Here is a 17635-nt window from a genome sequence, read left to right on the forward strand (position 1 = left end):
CTTGTTATTGCTTGTCGTTGGATTGAAGGTAGTGGACTTCCGGCAGCGCGCGCAGCTGGGCGGCCGCCTGTTCCGGCGTCAGGTCGCGCTGCGCCTCGGCCAGCATTTCGTAGCCGACCATGAACTTGCGCACCGATGCCGAACGCAGCAGCGGCGGGAAGAAATGGGCATGCAGCTGCCAGGCCTCGGACGCTTCGTCCAGGTAGGGCGCGCCGTGCCAGCCCATCGAATATGGGAACGACGTCTTGAACAGGTTGTCGTAACGGGTCGTCAGGCGCTTCAGCGCGATAGCCAGGTCGGCCCGTTGCGGCTGCGTCAGTTCTTCCAGACGGCGCACGGGGAAGCGCGGCAGCAGCATTGTCTCGAACGGCCAGCTGGCCCAGTACGGCACGACGGCCAGCCAGAACTGCGTCTCGACTACAACGCGTTCGCCCGCCTGCGCTTCGCGCTCGACGTAATCGAGCAGGAGCGAGCGGCCGTGCCTGGCGTGATATGCCGTCTGCTCGCGGTGTTCCGCAGCGGGCAGGTTGGGCAGGAAGCTGTTGGCCCAGATCTGGCCGTGCGGGTGCGGATTGGAGCAGCCCATCGCGGCTCCCTTGTTTTCAAACACCTGGACCCAGCGGTAGGTACGGCCCAGGTCCGCGGCCTGCTCGCACCACGTATCGACGACCTGTTCGATGGCCTCGGCCGACAGTTGAGGCAGCGTGGCGCTGTGGTCCGGCGAGAAGCAGATGACGCGGCTGGTGCCGCGCACGCTCATCGTCTGGAACAGCGGATCGGCGTCGGGCGCCGCCTCCGGCGTGTCCGGTTTCAGGGCGGCGAAGTCGTTTTCAAAAACGAAGGTGCCCGTGTACTCGGGATTCTTTTCACCATTGACGCGGGTATTGCCGGCACAGAGGTAGCAGGACGGGTCGTGCGACGGGCGCGCGGAATTGTCCGGCGCTTCCTGCTGGCCTTGCCACGGGCGCTTGGCGCGATGCGGCGATACGAGGACCCACTCGCCCGTCAACGGATTGTGACGGCGATGGGGATCGTCTGAAGGGTTGAACATGGATTTCCTTACAAAACAATAAAACACTGGCGACAGGTCATGCCGCCAGTCTAACCAAAACTGCGCCGTGGGTCGCACGGCAGGGCAACCGTGTTACCAGAGGGTGCCGTAGATGATGGCCAGCAGCACGCAGATGATGCCCGAGCCCAATGCGAACGAGGGCTCGACGCGGAACAGCGTCCGGTCGATGATCATGCGCTTGGCGGAGCCATCCTGGCGGCCGAGCTTGCTGATCAGCACCATGCCGGCCACGACCACGCAGAAAACGATGAACATGCGGTCCACGAACGGGATCTCGTAGACGCCGGCGCCGTTGTCGACGGCAAAGCCGATCGGTGCCAGGAACGACAGGTCCATCATGCCGGGCAGGAATTTCAGGATGATCGAGAACACCAGGCCGCCAACGGTGGCGAACATGGCGGCCGGCGCCGTTGTCTCCTTCCAGAAGAAGCCCAGCAGGAACATCGCCAGGATGCCCGGCGACACGAAGCCGGTATATTCCTGGATGTACTGGAAGCCGCCCTTCTTGTCGATGCCCAGGAACGGCGCGATCAGCACTGCCAGCGCGATGGCGGCGACGACGCAGATGCGGCCGACCCACACCATGCGCTGCTCGCTTGCCTCGCGGTTGAAGTGCTGCTTGTAGATATCGAGCGTGAAGATCGTCGCGATACTGTTGGCCTTGCCGGCCAGCGACGCGACGACGGCGGCCGTCAGCGCGGCAAACGCCACGCCTTTCAGGCCGGACGGCAGCATCGCAAGCAGTGTCGGATAGGCGCGGTCCGGATTGAGTTCGCCACCGACGCGCATGGAATTGCCCAGCGCGCCCGACTTGTCCAGCGCAAAAGCGGCGATGCCTGGCAGCACGACGATGACCGGCATCAGCAGCTTCAGGAAGGCCGCAAACAGCAGGCCCTTGCGCGCCGTCGACAGGTCGGCGCCCAGCGCGCGCTGCGTGATGTACTGGTTGCAGCCCCAGTAGTTCAGGTTGACGATCCACATGCCGCCGATCAACGTCGACAGGCCCGGCAGGTCCATGTAGTTCGGGTTGTCGCGGTCCAGCACCATATCGAAGTGGCTGCCGGCGCGCTTGAACAGCTCGCTGGCGCCGACAATGGCCCCCTGCCCGCCGCTCAGCGCAGCCACGAGGTCCAGCGCGATCCACGTCGTGACGAGGCCGCCGACAACCAGGCACAGCACCTGGATCACGTCCGTATAACCGATGACCTTCATGCCGCCCAGCGTGATGACTGCGGCAAACACGGCAAGAAACGCCATGCAGGCAAACACATTCAGGCCGGCGACGCTGGAAATGGCCAGCGCGCCCAGGTACAGGATCGACGTCAGATTGACGACGACGTACAGGCCCAGCCAGAACAGCGCCATTGTCGTGGCGACGGCCTTGCCATAGCGCTGCTCGAGGAATTGCGGCATCGTGTAGATGCGGTTCTTCAGGTAGACGGGCATGAAGAACACGGCCACGATGATCAAGGTGGCCGCGGCCATCAGCTCGTACACGGCAATGGCCATGCCGATCTTGAAGCCGGACCCGCTCATGCCGATAAACTGCTCGGCAGAAATATTGGAAGCGATCAGCGAGGCGCCGATGGCCCACCAGGTGAGCGAGCCTTCGGCAAGGAAATAGTCGTGCGAGGCGGTGCCCGACGTGGACTTTTTGCGCTTGGTATAGATCCACAGCCCGTAGGCGGCAACGACAACGAAATAGACGAGAAAGACGAACGAGTCGAGGGAAGTGAAGGTGTTCATCGATGATTGTAGTTTTGGGACGCCGATCAAGACACCGTCCTGCCACGCATGCGGCGGACGCTGTCGCTCATCTGCCTGGCATGCGGCAAGCGCATGTCATACAGGCAACACTCCTGCGCGGCATTATAGCGCTACCACCGGGAGGCGATTGCCGCAATTGCAAAATTTTCATCGTGTTGACGGGTGTGCGGCCAAAATCCGGAAAGACTATGCCATGACGCAATATTCGCCCGTGCGGCAGGCCGGGACCGGCACGCTGGCCCGGCGGGCCCGCCCCTACCGGCTCAACCGCCAGCGATGCTTGCACAACTCGGCCGCCCTTTAGCGCTTGAGCACGTTCAGTACCGCCAGGCTCATCGCCTGCGCGGCAGTCTTGATCGACGGCTCCGGCACCGGGGCGTAGAACGGCGAATGGTTGAAGGCGACCGGCTTGCCACCAGCGCGCTGGGCTTCCTTGACGTCCTGCGCATCGTAGACGCCCGTGAAAAAGAACATCGATGGAATGCCAAGGTCGGCAAACTGCGAGAAATCCTCGCTGGCCGTCATGGCCGGCATGCGCTGGGCGTTGGCGGCGCCGAACGCGTCCTGGAACACGGCTTCCGTCTTGCGCACGAGGTCGGCATTGTTCACGATGGCCGCGCCGCCGGCGATCAGCTGCACGTCCGGTGCCGGTGCGCCCGCCATCGCGGCCGACGCATTCGCGACGCGGCGCACGCCATCGAGCAGCCTGGTCCGCACTTCCGGACTGTACGAGCGGATCGTGCCGCGCACCTGCACGCTGTCGGGGATGATATTGCCGACGGTGCCGCCGTTGACGGCGCCGATCGTCACGACGCCGAATTCCTTCGGATCCTTTTCGCGGCTGACCACCGTCTGCACGTCCACCACGAAGCGCGCCGCGATGGCGATCGGGTCGAGCGCCTTGTCCGGCGCGGAGCCATGCCCGCCGCGGCCCTTGAAGACGATCTCGATAGCATCCGAGTTGGACGATACGGGACCGTCGTTGAAGCCGATGGTGCCGTGCGCCAGCGGCCACGAGTGCAGCGCGAACGCGTAGTCCGGCTTGGGGAAGCGCTTGAACAGGCCATCGTCCAGCATGGCCTTGGCGCCCGACACCGTTTCCTCGGCCGGCTGGCCGATAAAGACGAGCGTGCCCTGCCACTGCGGCTTCAGCTCGACCAGCGTCTTCGCGGCGCCCAGCCAGCTGGCCATATGGACGTCGTGGCCGCAGCTGTGGGTGACGTAGCTTTCGCGGCCGTCGCTGGTGGCCCGCGCCTTGCTGGCATACGGCAGGCCCGTCTTCTCTTCCATCGGCAGCCCGTCCAGCTCCGTGCGCACCAGCACCGTCGGGCCGGCGCCGTTGCGCAGCACGGCAACGACACCCGTCTTGCCGACCTTCTCCGTCACCTCGAACCCCAGCTTGCGCATCTCGGCCGCCAGCTTGCCGGCCGTGCGCACTTCCTGGAAAGCGATTTCCGGATGTGCGTGCAGATCCTTGTAGACGCCATCCAGCCAGGGATACATGCGATCGACCTGCGCACGAACCTGGGTTTTCAGTGGGGTGCCCTGCTGGGCGTGGGCTGCGGCGCAGGAGAGCATCAGCGGCAGCGCGGCCGCGAGCGTGGTCAGGGTCGGTTTCAAGCGGGTCTCCTCAGTTGTCGAGGCACCAATATAACCGGCACACGCGGCAATGCAAGACCCGTGTGACAAATTGGTCCCGCACCTGCTATGCTGAGGCATGAGCACCGATACCGATATCCAATTATCCGGCCCGTTCAAGGCCACCGACAGTTCCGGCCAGAGCGTTGACATCAAGGCGATCCGCATCTTCGACGAGGGCTACGGCATCATCGACGTGTATGTCGATGCCGCCAAGCCGCTCGATGGCGGGCACAAGGACCCCGTCCTGCTGCGCCAGATCGTCGAGCGCCTGCGCGCGCTGGGCTACAAGGGGCCGGACTTCGGCCTGTCCGATCCCGGCCTGCAGGAGAGCAAGCTGATCGTCCTGGAAGCGCCCGAGGAGTTTGCGGACTTCGCCAAGAAGCACGGGTGGAAGAACCTCGCCGAAGATTTCGACGAGTAACGGACGTACCTGAAGCGCACGGCCTGAACTGCATCGCGCTGCGCACGGCCAGAACTGAACGGCCAAAAGCGCACGTCCTGAGCTGCGTGGCCCTGCGCACGGCCTGACCTGCGAGGCCCAGAAGCCCGCGTCCCGAACTGGCCCGCCTGAAGCGCCCGTCTCGAACAGCACGGCCGTTAAACGCACGCCCCTGAATTGCCAGTTCCGAGCCGGGCCCGGCAAACGTACCCGGCGCCCGTCAGGGCTGCGCCGCCGCAGCGCCGTCCAGCGCGCGCACCCGGATATTCCGGTAGAACGTCTCCGCCCCTTCCGACTGGATCGAGAACTTTCCCCGCGTCAGCGGCACCATCGTGCCGTTCAGCGGCTGACGGGAATTCTCCACCCGCAGTACCTCGTGACCGTTCACCTTGTGGATCACGGTCTTGCCGTCCGCGATCACTTCCATCGTATTCCATTCCCCCGCCGGCTTTTCAAACGTGCCCCGCTTCAGGATGCGCGACGCCAGCCCCGTGCGCAGCGGCTGCGCCGGGTCGTAGCGGTAGAACTTCCAGTCGCCCGCGTTGGCGTCACCGACGTGCGCATCCACGGTAACGCCGTCCAGGCTGTGATAGTCGCCGCAGTCCCCTTCCTGGATCTGGAATTCATGGCTGCGCATCCAGTGCCCGCTTTGCGCGCCTTCCGGCCCTACGGCGTAATACAGCAGCCCGCTGTCCCGGGGTGCGTCCAATCGGGGGAACCATTTCTTCGTTCCCCATCTGACATCGAAGCTCAGGTGGAAGTTCCCGTATTCCTGCGTCGTCGAGACCGCGCCCCACTCTTCCCCCGACACGCGCAGCATGCCGTCCACCACCGTGAACACGCCTTTCGGGTCGTTGTTCAGGCCGCGCACCGTAGTGGGTGCCTTCATATTGTCGGACGTGGGCTGCATGCTGACCCAGGTGGTCCAGCCTGTCAGGTCCTTGCCGTTGAACAGCGTTGTCCAGGGCTGGTCGGCGCCGTGGGCGAGGCCGGCCAGGCCCAGTGCTGCCAGCAGGAGTGCGGCGCGGGCGGCCGTGCGTAAAGTCGTCATGGGTTGTCCTGTCGTAGAGAAGTAGCGCATTCTGGCACGGCCGGACTACAGCGGATATCACGAATTCGGCACGGCCGTCCGTCGGCCCATCGTTGCCGATTTCGTTATAAATTTTTCCGATTTCCTGACACTTCCGAACTTGATGGAATGCTACTATCGCCGCATAACGAGAAGCAATAAGCACCCGAAGTCCACAGCACAGTCCGGGACAAAGGCAGGAGACAAAACATGAGCACGATGGTCATAGGCAATGGCGTGGTCGTCACGCGCAGGGGGCCGGATGAGCGCAAGGAGCGCAGCCCGGACGCGCTGGCGAGGAGGGAGGACTGCGCGGAAGACTGCGCGCGCTTTTTCAGCCGGCACGGCATCTCGACGCCGAGCGCCCTGTTCGACACGCTGTCCGATATGTACTATTTCGCCAAGAACCGCGCCGGACAGTTCGTCTGGGGCAACCGGCTGCTGCAGCAGCAGCACGACCTGGCGGGCGTGCAGGACATCATCGGCAGGACGGACCATGATTTCATCCGGCGCGATATCGCCGACCGCATCCGCGCCGACGACCTGTCGGTCATGGAAAGCGGCGTCACCGTCCGCAACAAGCTCGAAGTCCTCAGCGGCATCAATGGCACGCTGACCTGGCTGTTTACGACCAAGGCGCCGATCTTCGACCGCCACGGCGAGATCGTCGGCATCGAAGGCTTCTCGCGCGACGCCCAGCGCTCGCAGGAGATCATGGCGCCCTTCCATGAGTTCAGGCACTGCATCGAATACCTGCAGCAGCACCTGACGGACAACATCAGCATCGAGGACCTGGCCAGGCTGTCGTGCATGTCGCTCTCGTCGTTCGAGCGCAAGTTCAAGCAGCACTTCGGGCTGACGCCGAAGCAGTACATCCTGCACCTGAAGGTGCACGAGGCGTGCCGGCTGCTGCCGCAGGCGCACAGCATCGCGCGCGTGGCCGCGGAGACGGGCTTCGGCGGCCAGAGCTACTTCACCAAGCAGTTCCGCACCGTCGTCGGCATCACGCCGAAGCAGTACCAGATGTCGCTGGCGGGCCGCGGCAGCGCGCGCCGCGCCCGGTCCGCCCAACCCGTCACCTGAGAGAGCCATGACGTCATTTGCACACCGCGGCAACGCACGCCGCACGGCCCTGCTGCGCCTGGGCGCCCTATGCGGCCTGACGCTGGCCGGCGATATCCCGGCAGCGCTGGCAGCTGCAAAGCGCGCCGCGGCACCGGCGCTTCTGAGCGTCGACGAACTGGCGCTGACGGGCGTGCTGGCCGAACTGGTCATCCCGCGCACGGACACCCCGGGCGCACTGGACGTGGGAGCGCACCGCACCATCGACCACCTGCTGCACACCTGCGCATCGGCCGCCGACGCCGCGGCGTTCCGCGCCAGCCTGGCCCGGCTCGACGCGCTCGCCCGCGGGCATGCGGGCAAGCCGTTCCGCGTCCTGGCCGCCATGGACCAGACCGCGCTGCTGCGCGCGCTGGACGGCGGCATCGCGCCATTCACGCCGGCCGACATGGCCGCCTTCCGCAAGCTGAAAAGCTATGTGGCGTTTGCGTACTACACGTCGGAAGCGGGCGCCATGCGCGAGCTGGCCTACCTGCCCGTGCCGGGCGGCTTCACGGGCTATGTCCGCGTCACGCCGAAAACCCGCACGTGGGCCATTTGAGGAGCCAGCATGGAAGCATCGTTCTACATCAAGGAAAGCGCCGAGCAGTACGACGCCATCGTGGTCGGTTCCGGCATCACCGGCGGCTGGGCCGCCAAGGAGCTGACGGAACGCGGGCTGAAGACGCTGATGGTCGAGCGGGGCCGGCCCGTCGAACACGGTGTCGACTACCTTGGCGAGAACAAGGCCCCCTGGGTCATGCCGAACCGGGGTCTCGTCGATGCGAAGGTCGCCGAGGAGCAGTACCCGATCCAGCGCCAGTGCTACGCGTTCGACGAGCATACGAAGCACTTCTTCAACAACGACCGCGACATGCCGTATTCGACGCCGGAAGGCCGGCCGTTCAGCTGGATCCGCGGCAACCAGCTGGGCGGCAAGTCGCTCATGTGGGCGCGCCAGTCGTATCGCTGGAGCGACCTGGATTTCGAGGCGAACCTGAAGGACGGCCATGGCGTGGACTGGCCGATCCGCTACGCCGACCTGGCGCCGTGGTACAGCCACGTGGAGCGGCATGTGGGCATCAGCGGCGGCAAGGAGGGGCTGGACGTACTGCCGGACGGCGAATTCCTGCCCGCCTTCGACTTCAACTCCGTCGAACTGGCGATGAAGAGGAAGTTCGACGCCCGCCACGCGCCGGCGCGCATGATCATGGGCCGCACGGCCAACCTGCGCACGGCCACCGAGGCCCAGCAGGCGCAGGGCCGCGTGCAATGCCAGGCGCGCCACCAGTGCCAGCGCGGCTGTTCGTTCGGCGCCTACTTCTCCACGCAAAGCTCGACCTTGCCGCCGGCGTTGAAAACGGGTCGGCTGCGCATCGCAACGGACAGCATCGTCCACAGCGTCATCTACGACCCGAAGACCAACCGCGCCACCGGCGTGCGCGTGATCGACGCCAACACGCTGGCAACGCGCGAGTACCATGCCAGGGTCGTGCTGCTGTGCGCTTCGACGCTGGCCTCCACGGCGATCCTGCTCAATTCAACGTCGGGCGCCTTCCCCACAGGGCTGGCCAACTCCTCCGGCGTGCTGGGCCACTACCTGATGGACCACCTGTTCGGCGCCGGCGCCAGCGGCCGTGTCGAGGGGTTCGAGGACGATTACTACCAGGGCCGTCGGCCCACCGCCCCGTACATCCCGCGTTTCCGCAACGTCCTGGAGCGCCATCCGGCCTTCCTGCGCGGCTATGCGCTGTCCGGCGGCGCCGGCCGCGAAGGCTGGCAGTCGGCGGCGGCGAAGCCGGGCTTCGGCAAGGACTTCAAGGCGATGATCAGGAAGCCCGGACCGTGGTACTTCAGCCTGGGCGGCCAGGGCGAGATGCTGCCCCGCTACGAGAACATGGTCAGCCTGCACCCGACGAAGAAGGACAAGTGGGGCATGCCGCTGCTGCACATCGACTGCAGCTATTCCGATAACGATCGCAGGATGCAGAACGATATCGCCGACACGTCCGCCAGCATCCTGGAAGACCTGGGCGTCAAGGACGTGAAGAAGCATCTCCGCACCCTGGAGGAATGGCCGCCCGGCCTGTCCATCCACGAAATGGGCACGGCGCGCATGGGACGCGATCCGAAAACGTCCGTGCTGAACGGGCATAACCAGGCGCACGACGTGCCGAACCTGTTCGTGACGGACGGCGCATCGATGGCGTCGTCCGCGTGGCAGAACCCTTCCCTGACGTTCATGGCGCTGACGGCGCGGGCATGCGCGTATGCCGTCGATGAACTGAAGGCTGGCCGCATCTGACTGGAGACATGATGAACACTTTCAAACTGGCCGCGCTGGCGGCACTGATGGCCGCGAGTGCCGCGCAGGCGACACCGCAGCTGGGCGTGCAGTTGTGGTCCGTCAAGGACGAAATCAGGCAGGACTTCAAGGGCACGCTGGCGAGTATCGCCAGGCTGGGTTTCCAGGGCGTGGAGTTCGCCGGCGAGTTCGGGCCGTACAAGGACGATCCCGCCGGCCTGAAAGCCTTCCTGGCGCAAAACGGGCTGCAATGCGCAGGCGCCCACATGCATCTCGACCAGCTGGCCGACACCCGTTTCGCCGCGACGACGGCGTTCTACAAGACGCTGGGTTGCACCAACCTGATCATCTCGATGGACGCGCGCGGCGCCAGCACGGCGGGCAGCGCGCAGATGAGCAAGGAACTGTCGGCGCTGTCGGCCCGGCTGGCCGGCCAGGGCATGCGCATCGGCTACCACAACCACGCAGAGGAATTCGCCGGCGCTGTCGGCAGCACGCCGTGGGACGTCATTGCGACCAATACGCCGACCGCGGCGATCCTGCAGCAGGACGTGGGCTGGACGACATTTGCCGGCAAGGATCCGGAGGCCTATGTGCGCAAGTATCCGGGCCGCACCGTCAGCACGCACTTCAAGGCCAAGCTCCCCGATGGCAGCAAGGGCACGCCCATCATCGGCCAGGACAAGACCGACTGGGCGGGGCTGGCGCGGGCCGTGCGCCAGGTGGGCGGCACCGACTGGATCATTATCGAGCAGGAGGAATACCCGAACGGCATGGGCCAGCTGGAATCGGTTGCCGCGTCGCTGAAGGGCCTGCGCGCCGTGCTGGGCGCACAGTAAACGCATGATGGTAATGCCATGAGCCTGTCCGTCCGCTTCCAGCATATCGTCAAGGAGTTCGGCCCCGTGCGCGTGCTGCACGGCGTCGATTTCGCGCTGCAGGCCGGCCGCGTCGTCGGCCTGCTGGGCGAGAACGGCGCCGGCAAGTCGACCCTGATGAAGATCCTGGCCGGCTACGAGCAGCCGACCGGCGGCCAGCTGGTGGTCGACGGCGAAGAACGCCGCTTTGCCGACGCCCGCGCGGCCGAGGCCCTGGGCATCACGCTGATCCACCAGGAATTCAACCTGGCCGACCACCTGACGGTCGCGCAGAACATCTTCCTCGGTCACGAAAAGACGCGCGGGCCGTTCCTCGACCGCCGCGCGATGGCGCGCGAGGCAGCGCACTACCTCGAGGAAGTGGGCCTGTCCGTCGACCCCGACACGCCGGTGGGCGAGTTGATCGTCGCGGAAAAACAGCTGGTGGAGATCGCCCGTGCGCTGTCGCGCAAGGCCCGCCTGCTGATCATGGACGAACCGACGGCCACCTTGTCGCCCGGGGAGACGGGCCGGCTGTTCGCGCTGATGGCGCGGCTGAAGTCGCAGGGCGTGACGATCGTCTACATCTCGCACAAGCTGGACGAGATGGAAGCGCAGACGGACGAAGTGGTCGTCATGCGCGATGGCAAGTTCGTCGCCCGCGCCGACACGGTGCAGGTCAATCGCCAGCAGATGGCCAACCTGATGGTCGGTCGCGATGTGTCCGACATGTTCCAGCCGAAAAGCGCCTTGGCGCCGGATGCGCCGGTACGTCTGCGCGTAACCAACCTGACTGTCCCTGGCTGGGTACAGGACCTGGGCTTCGAGGTGCGCGCCGGCGAGATTCTCGGCTTTGCGGGGCTCGTCGGTGCGGGCCGCACGGAGGCGTTCGAGGCCGTCGTCGGGCTGCGCCGGCGCAGCGCCGGTACCGTCGCCATCGACGGCCGCGACGTGCGCATCGGCAGCCCGCGCGACGCCATGCAGCATGGCCTCACGTACCTGAGCGAGGACCGCAAGGGCAAAGGGTTGCACATGGACCTGGGGCTGCGCGAGAACCTGACGCTGATGACGCTGGAGCGCGACTCGCGGCCGTGGGTGGACGCCAAGGCCGGGCGCGCGGCGCTGGACCGGGCCATCGCCGACTTCGGCATCCGCGTGCGCGACCCGGATTGCCCGGCGCGTTCGCTGTCCGGCGGCAACCAGCAAAAGCTCGCCCTGGCGAAGTATCTGCGGCCCGGTCCCGGCGTGATCGTGCTGGACGAGCCGACGCGCGGCGTGGACGTAGGCGCCAAGCGCGACATCTACGCCCTGATCCACCGCCTCGCGGCCGAGGGCCGCGCCGTCGTCGTCATCTCCTCCGAACTGATCGAACTGATCGGCCTGTGCCACCGCGTAGCCGTGCTGCACGGCGGGCGCCTGCAGGCGCTGCTCGGTCCCGACCAACTTACCGAAGAAAACCTGATTGCCCATGCAACCGCAACCCACCACTGATTCCACGGCTGCGCCCGCCCTGCCCGCCCTGCGCAAACGGCTGAAAGGCCTGGGGCCCGTCGTCGCACTGGTCCTGCTGTGCATCGCGGGCGCTTCCCTCAACAGCGACTTCGCCACGTTCGACAACCTGATGAACGTGCTGACCCGCACGGCGTTCATCGGCATCATTGCCGTCGGCATGACCTTCGTGATCGCGGCCGGCGGCATCGACCTTTCCGTCGGTTCGCTGGCGGCGCTGATCGCCGGCGTCATGATCGTCGCCATGAACGCGCTGGTGTCGGGTGCGAACGCGCCGTCCGGGCTGTCCATCGTCATGCTGGGCATCGCGCTGGCACTGGCGTTCGGCGCGCTGTCCGGCACCGTGCATGGCCTCCTGATCACGCACGGGCGCATCGAGCCGTTCATCGTCACGCTCGGTACACTCGGCATCTTCCGCGCCGTGCTGACGTGGCTGTCCGACGGCGGCGCCCTCACGCTGGACTTCAACCTGTCGGAGCTGTACAGCCCTGTCTATTACCACAGCTTCCTTGGCGTGCCGGTGCCGGTGTGGGTCTTCGCGGCCGTCGCCGTCGCCGGCGCCGTGATCCTGAACCGTACCCCGTACGGCCAGCACGTGCAGGCGATCGGCTCGAACGAGCAGGTGGCGCGCTACGCGTCGATCCGCGTCGACCGCGTGAAAGTGCTGACCTATCTGCTGCTGGGGGTCTGCGTGGCCATCGCCACGATCCTGTACGTGCCGCGCCTTGGCTCCGCAACGCCGACGACGGGCATTCTGTGGGAGCTGGAAGCCATCGCCGCCGTCGTGGTGGGCGGCACGTCGCTCAAGGGCGGCGCGGGCCGGATCCTCGGCACCGTGATCGGCGCCGTGCTGCTGTCCGTGATCGGCAACATACTCAATCTCACCAGCATCATCAGCGTGCACCTCAACGCCGCCGTGCAGGGCGTTGTCATCGTCACCGTGGCCTACCTGCAGCGCGGGCGCCGCTAACCATCTGAAAAGGAATCGACATGCGCATCCTATCTCTCTGCCTCGCCGCCGCACTGGTGGCCGGCCACGCCGGCGCCGCCGAAAAGGTCACCCTCGGCGTGGCGATCCCCACGGCAACGCACGGCTTCACCGGCGGCATCGTCTGGTGGGCCAACCAGGCCAAGAAGGAGCTGGAAGCGGCCCATCCCGACCTGAAGATCATCGTCAAGACGGCCGGCAGCACGCCCGAACAGGCCAATCAGGTACAGGACCTGTACTCCGTCAACAAGATCAATGCGCTGGTGATCCTGCCGCTGGAATCGGCTTCGCTGACGCAGCCGGTAACGCAGGTGAAGAACAAGGGCGTCTACGTCACCGTGGTGGACCGGGGCCTGACCAACCCGGCCGCGCACCATGCCTACGTGGCCGGCGACAACACGGCGTTCGGCCGCCTGCCGGCCGAGTACCTGGCCAGGCGGCTGAACGGCAAGGGCAATATCGTTGTCCTGCGCGGCATGCCCACCACGATCGACAACGAGCGTGTCGAGGCGTTCAACGCGGAGATCAAGAAACATCCCGGCATCAAGATACTGGATGCGAAGTACGGCAACTGGAACCGCGACGACGCGTTCAAGGTCACGCAGGACTACCTGACGCGCTTCAAGCAGATCGACGCCGTCTGGGCCGCGGACGACGACATGGCGATCGGCGCGATCAAGGCCATCGAACAGGCCAGGCGGACCGATATCCGCGAGGTGTTCGGCGGCGCCGGCGCCAAGTTCGCCGTCAAGAAGGTCATCGACGGCGACCGCCTGGTGCAGGCAGATGTGTCGTACTCGCCCAAGTTCATCTACGACGCCATCAAGATGACGGCCACGGCCCGCCTGAACGGCCAGGCGCTGCCGGCGCGCACGATCATCCCGTCGGTCCTGATCACCAAGGCCAACGCCAGCCAGTTCTACTTCCCCGACTCGCCCTACTGAAGGCCGACCATGAAGACGATCAAGGGACCGGCCATCTTCCTGGCCCAGTTCATGGGCCAGGAAGCGCCGTTCGACACGCTGGCCAATCTGGCCGGCTGGGCGCGCGCTCTGGGCTACGAAGGCATCCAGCTGCCCACCGATCCGCGCCTGTTCGACCTCGACATCGCGGCGGACAGCCAGACCTACTGCGACGAGATCGCCGGCGTGCTGGCCGAACACGGTCTCGCAGTCACGGAGCTGTCCACGCACCTGCAAGGACAGCTGGTGGCCGTGCACCCGGCCTACGACACGCTGTTCGACGGCTTCGCGCCAAGCCATCTGCGCGGCAGACCGCAGGCGCGCCAGGCCTGGGCCGTGGAGCAGGTGCAGGCCGCGGCGCGCGCCTCGCGCCGCCTGGGCCTGGACGCCCACGCCAGCTTTTCCGGGGCGCTGGCGTGGCCCTACCTGTACCCGTGGCCGCAGCGGCCGGCCGGCCTTGTCGACGAAGCGTTCGGCGAACTGGCGCGGCGCTGGCGCCCCATCCTCGACGCATTCGGGGAAGCGGGCGTGGACATCTGCTACGAGCTGCATCCGGGCGAGGACCTGCACGACGGCGTCACGTTCGAGCGCTTCCTCGATCGCGTGGGTGGCCACTGCCGCGCCAATATCCTGTACGACCCCAGCCACTTCGTCCTGCAGCAGCTGGACTACCTGGCCTTTATTGACATTTACCATGAACGCATCAAGGCATTCCACGTCAAGGATGCGGAATTCCGCCCGGACGGCCGGCAGGGCGTCTACGGCGGCTACGGTTCGTGGCTGGAGCGAGCCGGCCGTTTCCGCTCGCCGGGCGACGGCCAGATCGATTTCACGGCCATCTTCTCGAAGCTGGCTCAATACGACTACGCTGGCTGGGCCGTGCTGGAATGGGAGTGCTGCCTGAAACACCCGGAGGACGGCGCGCGCGAAGGCGCGGACTTCATCCGCCGCCACATCATCGGCGTGGCCGACCGTTCGTTCGACGATTTCGCAGGCAGCGGCGCCGACCGCGCCGCGCTCCGTTCACTGATGGGGATCGACTCATGACTGAATCTGTGAATGAACCGACGCCGCGCAGGCTGCGCCTGGGCATGGTGGGCGGCGGCGCCGGGGCATTCATCGGTGCCGTCCACCGCATCGCCGCGCGGCTGGACGACTGCTACGAGTTCGTCGCCGGTGCCCTTTCCAGCGATCCCGGGCGCGCACTCGCGAGCGGCGCGGCGATCCGCCTGGATCCGGCGCGCTGCTATACGGACTACCGCGAGATGGCGCACGCCGAAGCCGCGCGCGAGGACGGCATCGACGTCGTCGCCATCGTCACGCCGAATCATCTGCACGCGCCCGTCGCCACCGCCTTCCTCGAAGCCGGCATCCACGTCATCTGCGACAAGCCCCTGGCCATCTCGACGGCCGAAGGCGAAGCGCTGGCGGCGCTGGCCCGGCGGCACAACCGCGTGTTCGCGCTGACGCACACGTACACGGGCTATCCGATGGTGCGGCATGCACGCGAGCTGGTAGCGTCCGGCGCGATCGGCGATGTGCGGCTGGTGCAGGTGGAATACGCGCAGGACTGGATGGCCGAAGCGGACAAGCAGAGCGACGCCTTCCAGCACAGCGACTGGCACAACGATCCCCACCGGGCCGGGCCGACGGGATGCACCAGCGATATCGGCACGCATGCGTTCCACCTGGCCGGTTACGTCAGCGGCATCCGGCCCAGCGAGTTGCTGGCCGAACTGCACGCGTTTACCCCCGGCCGGATGCTGGACGACCATGTCCAGGTGATGCTGCGCTACCCGAACGGCGCGCGCGGCATGCTGTGGTCGAGCCAGATGGCGACAGGCTGCGAGAACGCCCTGAAGCTGCGCGTGTTCGGCAGCAAGGCGGCACTGGCGTTCGACCAGGAGAGCCCGAACGAGCTGTGGCTCACGCCGCAGGGCGGCAGCGGCCAGCGGCTGACGCGCGGGCGCGTGCGCGGCGCGGCGGCGGAGCATGCGACGCGCGTGCCGTCCGGACATCCGGAGGGATACCTGGAAGCGTTTGCGCAGCTCTACCGCGACGCGGCGGCGCGGATTCATGCGGCCACGGCCGGCCAGCCGGTGCCGGAAGCGACGGCTGGCCTGCCGACCGTGGACGATGGCGTGGCCGGCATGCGCTTTATCGACGCGGTGCTGGCGAGCCATCGAGCCGGGTCGCGCTGGACGGCGCTGTAAGCGTCACTTGACGGCGGCATTGCCCCCATCGGCAAACAGCCCGGCGCCGGCGACAAAACTTGCCGCCGGGCTGGCAAGGAAGGCGATTGCCGCAGCGATTTCCTCCGGCCGGGCAATGCGCTTGAGCGCGTGCAGCCCGGCCGCCCATTCCTTCTGCGCCGGACCGCCCGCCATCGGGGTATCGGTGCCGCCGGACAGCACCGCGTTGGCACGGATGCCCTGCGCAGCGTAGTCGGCCGTGATGCCCTTCACGAGACCCATCAGCGCCGCCTTCGCGGCGCCGTACGCTCCCATGCCGGGAATACCGGCACTGGTGCCGACGAAGGACGACGTGAAGACGATCGCGCCCCCGGCGCGCTCCAGCATCGCAGGAATCTGGTGTTTAGCGCCAAGGAAGGCGGCGGTCGCGTTCCCGGCCAGCACGGCGTTCCAGTCGTCCAGCGCCAACTCCGTCAGCGGTACGATCGGCCCGACCGTGCCGGCATTGTTGACGGCGATATCCAGGCCGCCGAATTCCCGTGCGGCTCCGATCAGCCGCTCGTGCGTGGCAGGCTCGACGCTGTCGCCCGGCACGGCAAGCGCGCGGCCTCCCTGCCCGCGGATCTCGCTCGCCACGTCTTCCAGTGCTTCGGCGCCGCGGGCGTTCAGGATGACCGTCGCGCCATGCCGGGCCAGCAGCAGCGCCGTGGCGCGGCCGATACCGGACGATGCGCCGGTGACGATGGCGACCTTGTTGTTGAAATCGGACATGAAGACTCCTTCGTGGTGGGTAGTCGCCCCAATGTAGCCGCGCCATCGGGCTTTCTCACCCCGATTCTTGCGATGCAATCGGCCATCGGCGGATTGGTCCGCCCCCCTCTCGACGTCGGGCAGGGGAACGCCGCTCTGCGACGGCGTGTGCGTTCCTTCGGTGTCCTGACGCACATCCGGTGAAACCTGGCCATGCTCCACCCCGGCATGTACGCGGCGGCCGCCGAGGTATCGATGCAGGACCCACGCTGGCCAGTGTCCGCAGGGCGCGCTACAGTAGCGCTTTTGCCAGGAGACCCGCATGCACGGCCCTCACCCGGATACCCCCTTCCCGATGCCCGGCTTCCCGCAAGTGTGCTACCTGAAGAACGTGGTGGACGATCCGCAGATCGAGATCGGCGAGTACACCTATTACGACGATCCGGACGGTCATGAGAACTTCCGGCGCAATGTGCTGTACCTGTTCCCGTTCATCGGCGACAAGCTGCGCATCGGCCGCTTCTGCGCGCTCGCACGCGGCGTGAAATTCATCATGAACGGCGCCAACCACCAGATGGACGGCATCTCCACGTATCCGTTCTTCATTTTCGGCAACGGTTGGGAAAGCGCGCGGCCCGCCGAGGGCGACCTGCCATACAAGGGCGACACGGTGATCGGCAACGACGTCTGGATCGGCTACGACGTGCTGATCATGCCGGGCGTGACGATCGGCGACGGCGCCATCGTGGCGGCACGCTCCGTCGTGACGGCGGACGTGCCGCCGTACACGATTGCCGGTGGTAACCCTGCGAAGCCGCTGCGGGCACGCTTCGACGCCGACACGGTCCGGCGCCTGCAGGCGATTGCCTGGTGGGACCGGCCGGTGGACTGGATCTCCGCGCATCTGCCGCTGATCCGCGGCGGGGATGTCGCGGCGCTGGAGAGTGCGGCCAGGTGACGCCGGCACACGGATGCGGCGCGAC

The 17635-nt window shown here is 66.4% G+C and carries 16 protein-coding genes; 11 read left to right on the forward strand and 5 right to left on the reverse strand.

Annotation, left to right across the window (positions count from 1 at the left end; genetic code table 11):
- Window positions 1-4 precede the first annotated feature (4 nt).
- From E1742_RS04160 to E1742_RS04170, 3 genes are all read right to left on the reverse strand, one after another.
- Complete coding sequence (locus tag E1742_RS04160; RefSeq protein ID WP_134383687.1) at window positions 5-1051, reverse strand: UDP-glucose--hexose-1-phosphate uridylyltransferase; 1047 nt, start codon at window positions 1049-1051, stop codon at window positions 5-7.
- A gap of 93 nt (window positions 1052-1144) precedes the next feature.
- Window positions 1145-2818 carry a sodium:solute symporter family transporter gene (locus E1742_RS04165; protein WP_134383688.1) on the reverse strand — a complete coding sequence of 558 codons (1674 nt, stop codon included), beginning with the start codon at window positions 2816-2818 and terminating at the stop codon, window positions 1145-1147.
- Between the two features lie 321 nt (window positions 2819-3139).
- Window positions 3140-4417 carry an amidohydrolase gene (locus E1742_RS04170; RefSeq protein WP_134388004.1) on the reverse strand — a complete coding sequence of 426 codons (1278 nt, stop codon included), beginning with the start codon at window positions 4415-4417 and terminating at the stop codon, window positions 3140-3142.
- 139 nt (window positions 4418-4556) lie between these two features.
- Here E1742_RS04170 and E1742_RS04175 point away from each other — a divergent pair, with 139 nt between their 5' ends.
- Complete coding sequence (locus E1742_RS04175) at window positions 4557-4901, forward strand: hypothetical protein (protein WP_134383689.1); 345 nt, start codon at window positions 4557-4559, stop codon at window positions 4899-4901.
- Between the two features lie 238 nt (window positions 4902-5139).
- On the opposite strand, the gene E1742_RS04180 is transcribed toward E1742_RS04175, so the two are convergent.
- Window positions 5140-5970, reverse strand: a complete 831-nt coding sequence (locus E1742_RS04180) for a 3-keto-disaccharide hydrolase (RefSeq protein ID WP_189569147.1) — start codon at window positions 5968-5970, stop codon at window positions 5140-5142.
- 228 nt (window positions 5971-6198) lie between these two features.
- On the opposite strand from E1742_RS04180, the gene E1742_RS04185 reads away from it, so the two are divergent.
- Genes E1742_RS04185 through E1742_RS04225 form a run of 9 tightly spaced genes read left to right on the forward strand, consistent with a single transcriptional unit; the run spans window position 6199 to window position 15923 of the window.
- Entirely contained in the window at window positions 6199-7071 is an 873-nt protein-coding gene (locus E1742_RS04185; RefSeq protein WP_134383691.1) for an AraC family transcriptional regulator, read from the forward strand.
- A 7-nt stretch (window positions 7072-7078) separates the two neighbouring features.
- Window positions 7079-7651, forward strand: coding sequence for a gluconate 2-dehydrogenase subunit 3 family protein (locus tag E1742_RS04190; protein WP_134383692.1), 573 nt, complete (start codon window positions 7079-7081; stop codon window positions 7649-7651).
- A 9-nt stretch (window positions 7652-7660) separates the two neighbouring features.
- Window positions 7661-9394: a GMC oxidoreductase gene (locus E1742_RS04195; protein ID WP_134383693.1), complete on the forward strand. Its 1734-nt coding sequence runs from the start codon at window positions 7661-7663 to the stop codon at window positions 9392-9394.
- Between the two features lie 8 nt (window positions 9395-9402).
- Window positions 9403-10233 carry a sugar phosphate isomerase/epimerase family protein gene (locus E1742_RS04200; protein ID WP_206076729.1) on the forward strand — a complete coding sequence of 277 codons (831 nt, stop codon included), beginning with the start codon at window positions 9403-9405 and terminating at the stop codon, window positions 10231-10233.
- A gap of 18 nt (window positions 10234-10251) precedes the next feature.
- Complete coding sequence (locus E1742_RS04205; RefSeq protein WP_134383694.1) at window positions 10252-11742, forward strand: sugar ABC transporter ATP-binding protein; 1491 nt, start codon at window positions 10252-10254, stop codon at window positions 11740-11742.
- Window positions 11720-12730, forward strand: coding sequence for an ABC transporter permease (locus E1742_RS04210; RefSeq protein ID WP_134383695.1), 1011 nt, complete (start codon window positions 11720-11722; stop codon window positions 12728-12730). Before E1742_RS04205 ends, E1742_RS04210 begins: the two co-directional genes overlap by 23 nt.
- A 20-nt stretch (window positions 12731-12750) precedes the next feature.
- On the forward strand, window positions 12751-13692 hold the full coding sequence (locus E1742_RS04215; protein WP_134383696.1) for a substrate-binding domain-containing protein: 942 nt from the start codon (window positions 12751-12753) through the stop codon (window positions 13690-13692).
- Window positions 13693-13701: 9 nt separating this feature from the next.
- Window positions 13702-14757 carry a sugar phosphate isomerase/epimerase family protein gene (locus E1742_RS04220; protein ID WP_134383697.1) on the forward strand — a complete coding sequence of 352 codons (1056 nt, stop codon included), beginning with the start codon at window positions 13702-13704 and terminating at the stop codon, window positions 14755-14757.
- Window positions 14754-15923 (forward strand): Gfo/Idh/MocA family protein, encoded by a 1170-nt coding sequence (locus E1742_RS04225; protein WP_229466514.1) that lies wholly within the window; start codon window positions 14754-14756, stop codon window positions 15921-15923. Before E1742_RS04220 ends, E1742_RS04225 begins: the two co-directional genes overlap by 4 nt.
- A gap of 3 nt (window positions 15924-15926) precedes the next feature.
- Here E1742_RS04225 and E1742_RS04230 read toward each other — a convergent pair whose 3' ends face one another.
- Window positions 15927-16673: an SDR family oxidoreductase gene (locus E1742_RS04230; RefSeq protein ID WP_134383698.1), complete on the reverse strand. Its 747-nt coding sequence runs from the start codon at window positions 16671-16673 to the stop codon at window positions 15927-15929.
- A gap of 301 nt (window positions 16674-16974) precedes the next feature.
- On the opposite strand from E1742_RS04230, the gene E1742_RS04235 reads away from it, so the two are divergent.
- A complete protein-coding gene (locus tag E1742_RS04235) occupies window positions 16975-17610 on the forward strand; it encodes a CatB-related O-acetyltransferase (protein ID WP_134383699.1) in 636 nt (211 codons plus the stop codon).
- The last annotated feature ends 25 nt before the right edge of the window (window positions 17611-17635 follow it).

Source organism: Pseudoduganella plicata, from assembly GCF_004421005.1.
GTDB classification, from domain to species: Bacteria; Pseudomonadota; Gammaproteobacteria; order Burkholderiales; family Burkholderiaceae_D; genus Rugamonas; species Rugamonas plicata.

Excerpts from the sequence above, each read along its gene's own strand:
- E1742_RS04160 (WP_134383687.1), bottom strand. The coding sequence starts at position 1,051 with ATGTTCAACCCTTCAGACGATCCCCATCGCCGTCACAATCCGTTGACG.
- E1742_RS04165 (WP_134383688.1), bottom strand. The coding sequence starts at position 2,818 with ATGAACACCTTCACTTCCCTCGACTCGTTCGTCTTTCTCGTCTATTTC.
- E1742_RS04170 (WP_134388004.1), bottom strand. The coding sequence starts at position 4,417 with ATGCTCTCCTGCGCCGCAGCCCACGCCCAGCAGGGCACCCCACTGAAA.
- E1742_RS04175 (WP_134383689.1), top strand. The coding sequence starts at position 4,557 with ATGAGCACCGATACCGATATCCAATTATCCGGCCCGTTCAAGGCCACC.
- E1742_RS04180 (WP_189569147.1), bottom strand. The coding sequence starts at position 5,970 with ATGACGACTTTACGCACGGCCGCCCGCGCCGCACTCCTGCTGGCAGCA.
- E1742_RS04185 (WP_134383691.1), top strand. The coding sequence starts at position 6,199 with ATGAGCACGATGGTCATAGGCAATGGCGTGGTCGTCACGCGCAGGGGG.
- E1742_RS04190 (WP_134383692.1), top strand. The coding sequence starts at position 7,079 with ATGACGTCATTTGCACACCGCGGCAACGCACGCCGCACGGCCCTGCTG.
- E1742_RS04195 (WP_134383693.1), top strand. The coding sequence starts at position 7,661 with ATGGAAGCATCGTTCTACATCAAGGAAAGCGCCGAGCAGTACGACGCC.
- E1742_RS04200 (WP_206076729.1), top strand. The coding sequence starts at position 9,403 with ATGATGAACACTTTCAAACTGGCCGCGCTGGCGGCACTGATGGCCGCG.
- E1742_RS04205 (WP_134383694.1), top strand. The coding sequence starts at position 10,252 with ATGAGCCTGTCCGTCCGCTTCCAGCATATCGTCAAGGAGTTCGGCCCC.
- E1742_RS04210 (WP_134383695.1), top strand. The coding sequence starts at position 11,720 with ATGCAACCGCAACCCACCACTGATTCCACGGCTGCGCCCGCCCTGCCC.
- E1742_RS04215 (WP_134383696.1), top strand. The coding sequence starts at position 12,751 with ATGCGCATCCTATCTCTCTGCCTCGCCGCCGCACTGGTGGCCGGCCAC.
- E1742_RS04220 (WP_134383697.1), top strand. The coding sequence starts at position 13,702 with ATGAAGACGATCAAGGGACCGGCCATCTTCCTGGCCCAGTTCATGGGC.
- E1742_RS04225 (WP_229466514.1), top strand. The coding sequence starts at position 14,754 with ATGACTGAATCTGTGAATGAACCGACGCCGCGCAGGCTGCGCCTGGGC.
- E1742_RS04230 (WP_134383698.1), bottom strand. The coding sequence starts at position 16,673 with ATGTCCGATTTCAACAACAAGGTCGCCATCGTCACCGGCGCATCGTCC.
- E1742_RS04235 (WP_134383699.1), top strand. The coding sequence starts at position 16,975 with ATGCACGGCCCTCACCCGGATACCCCCTTCCCGATGCCCGGCTTCCCG.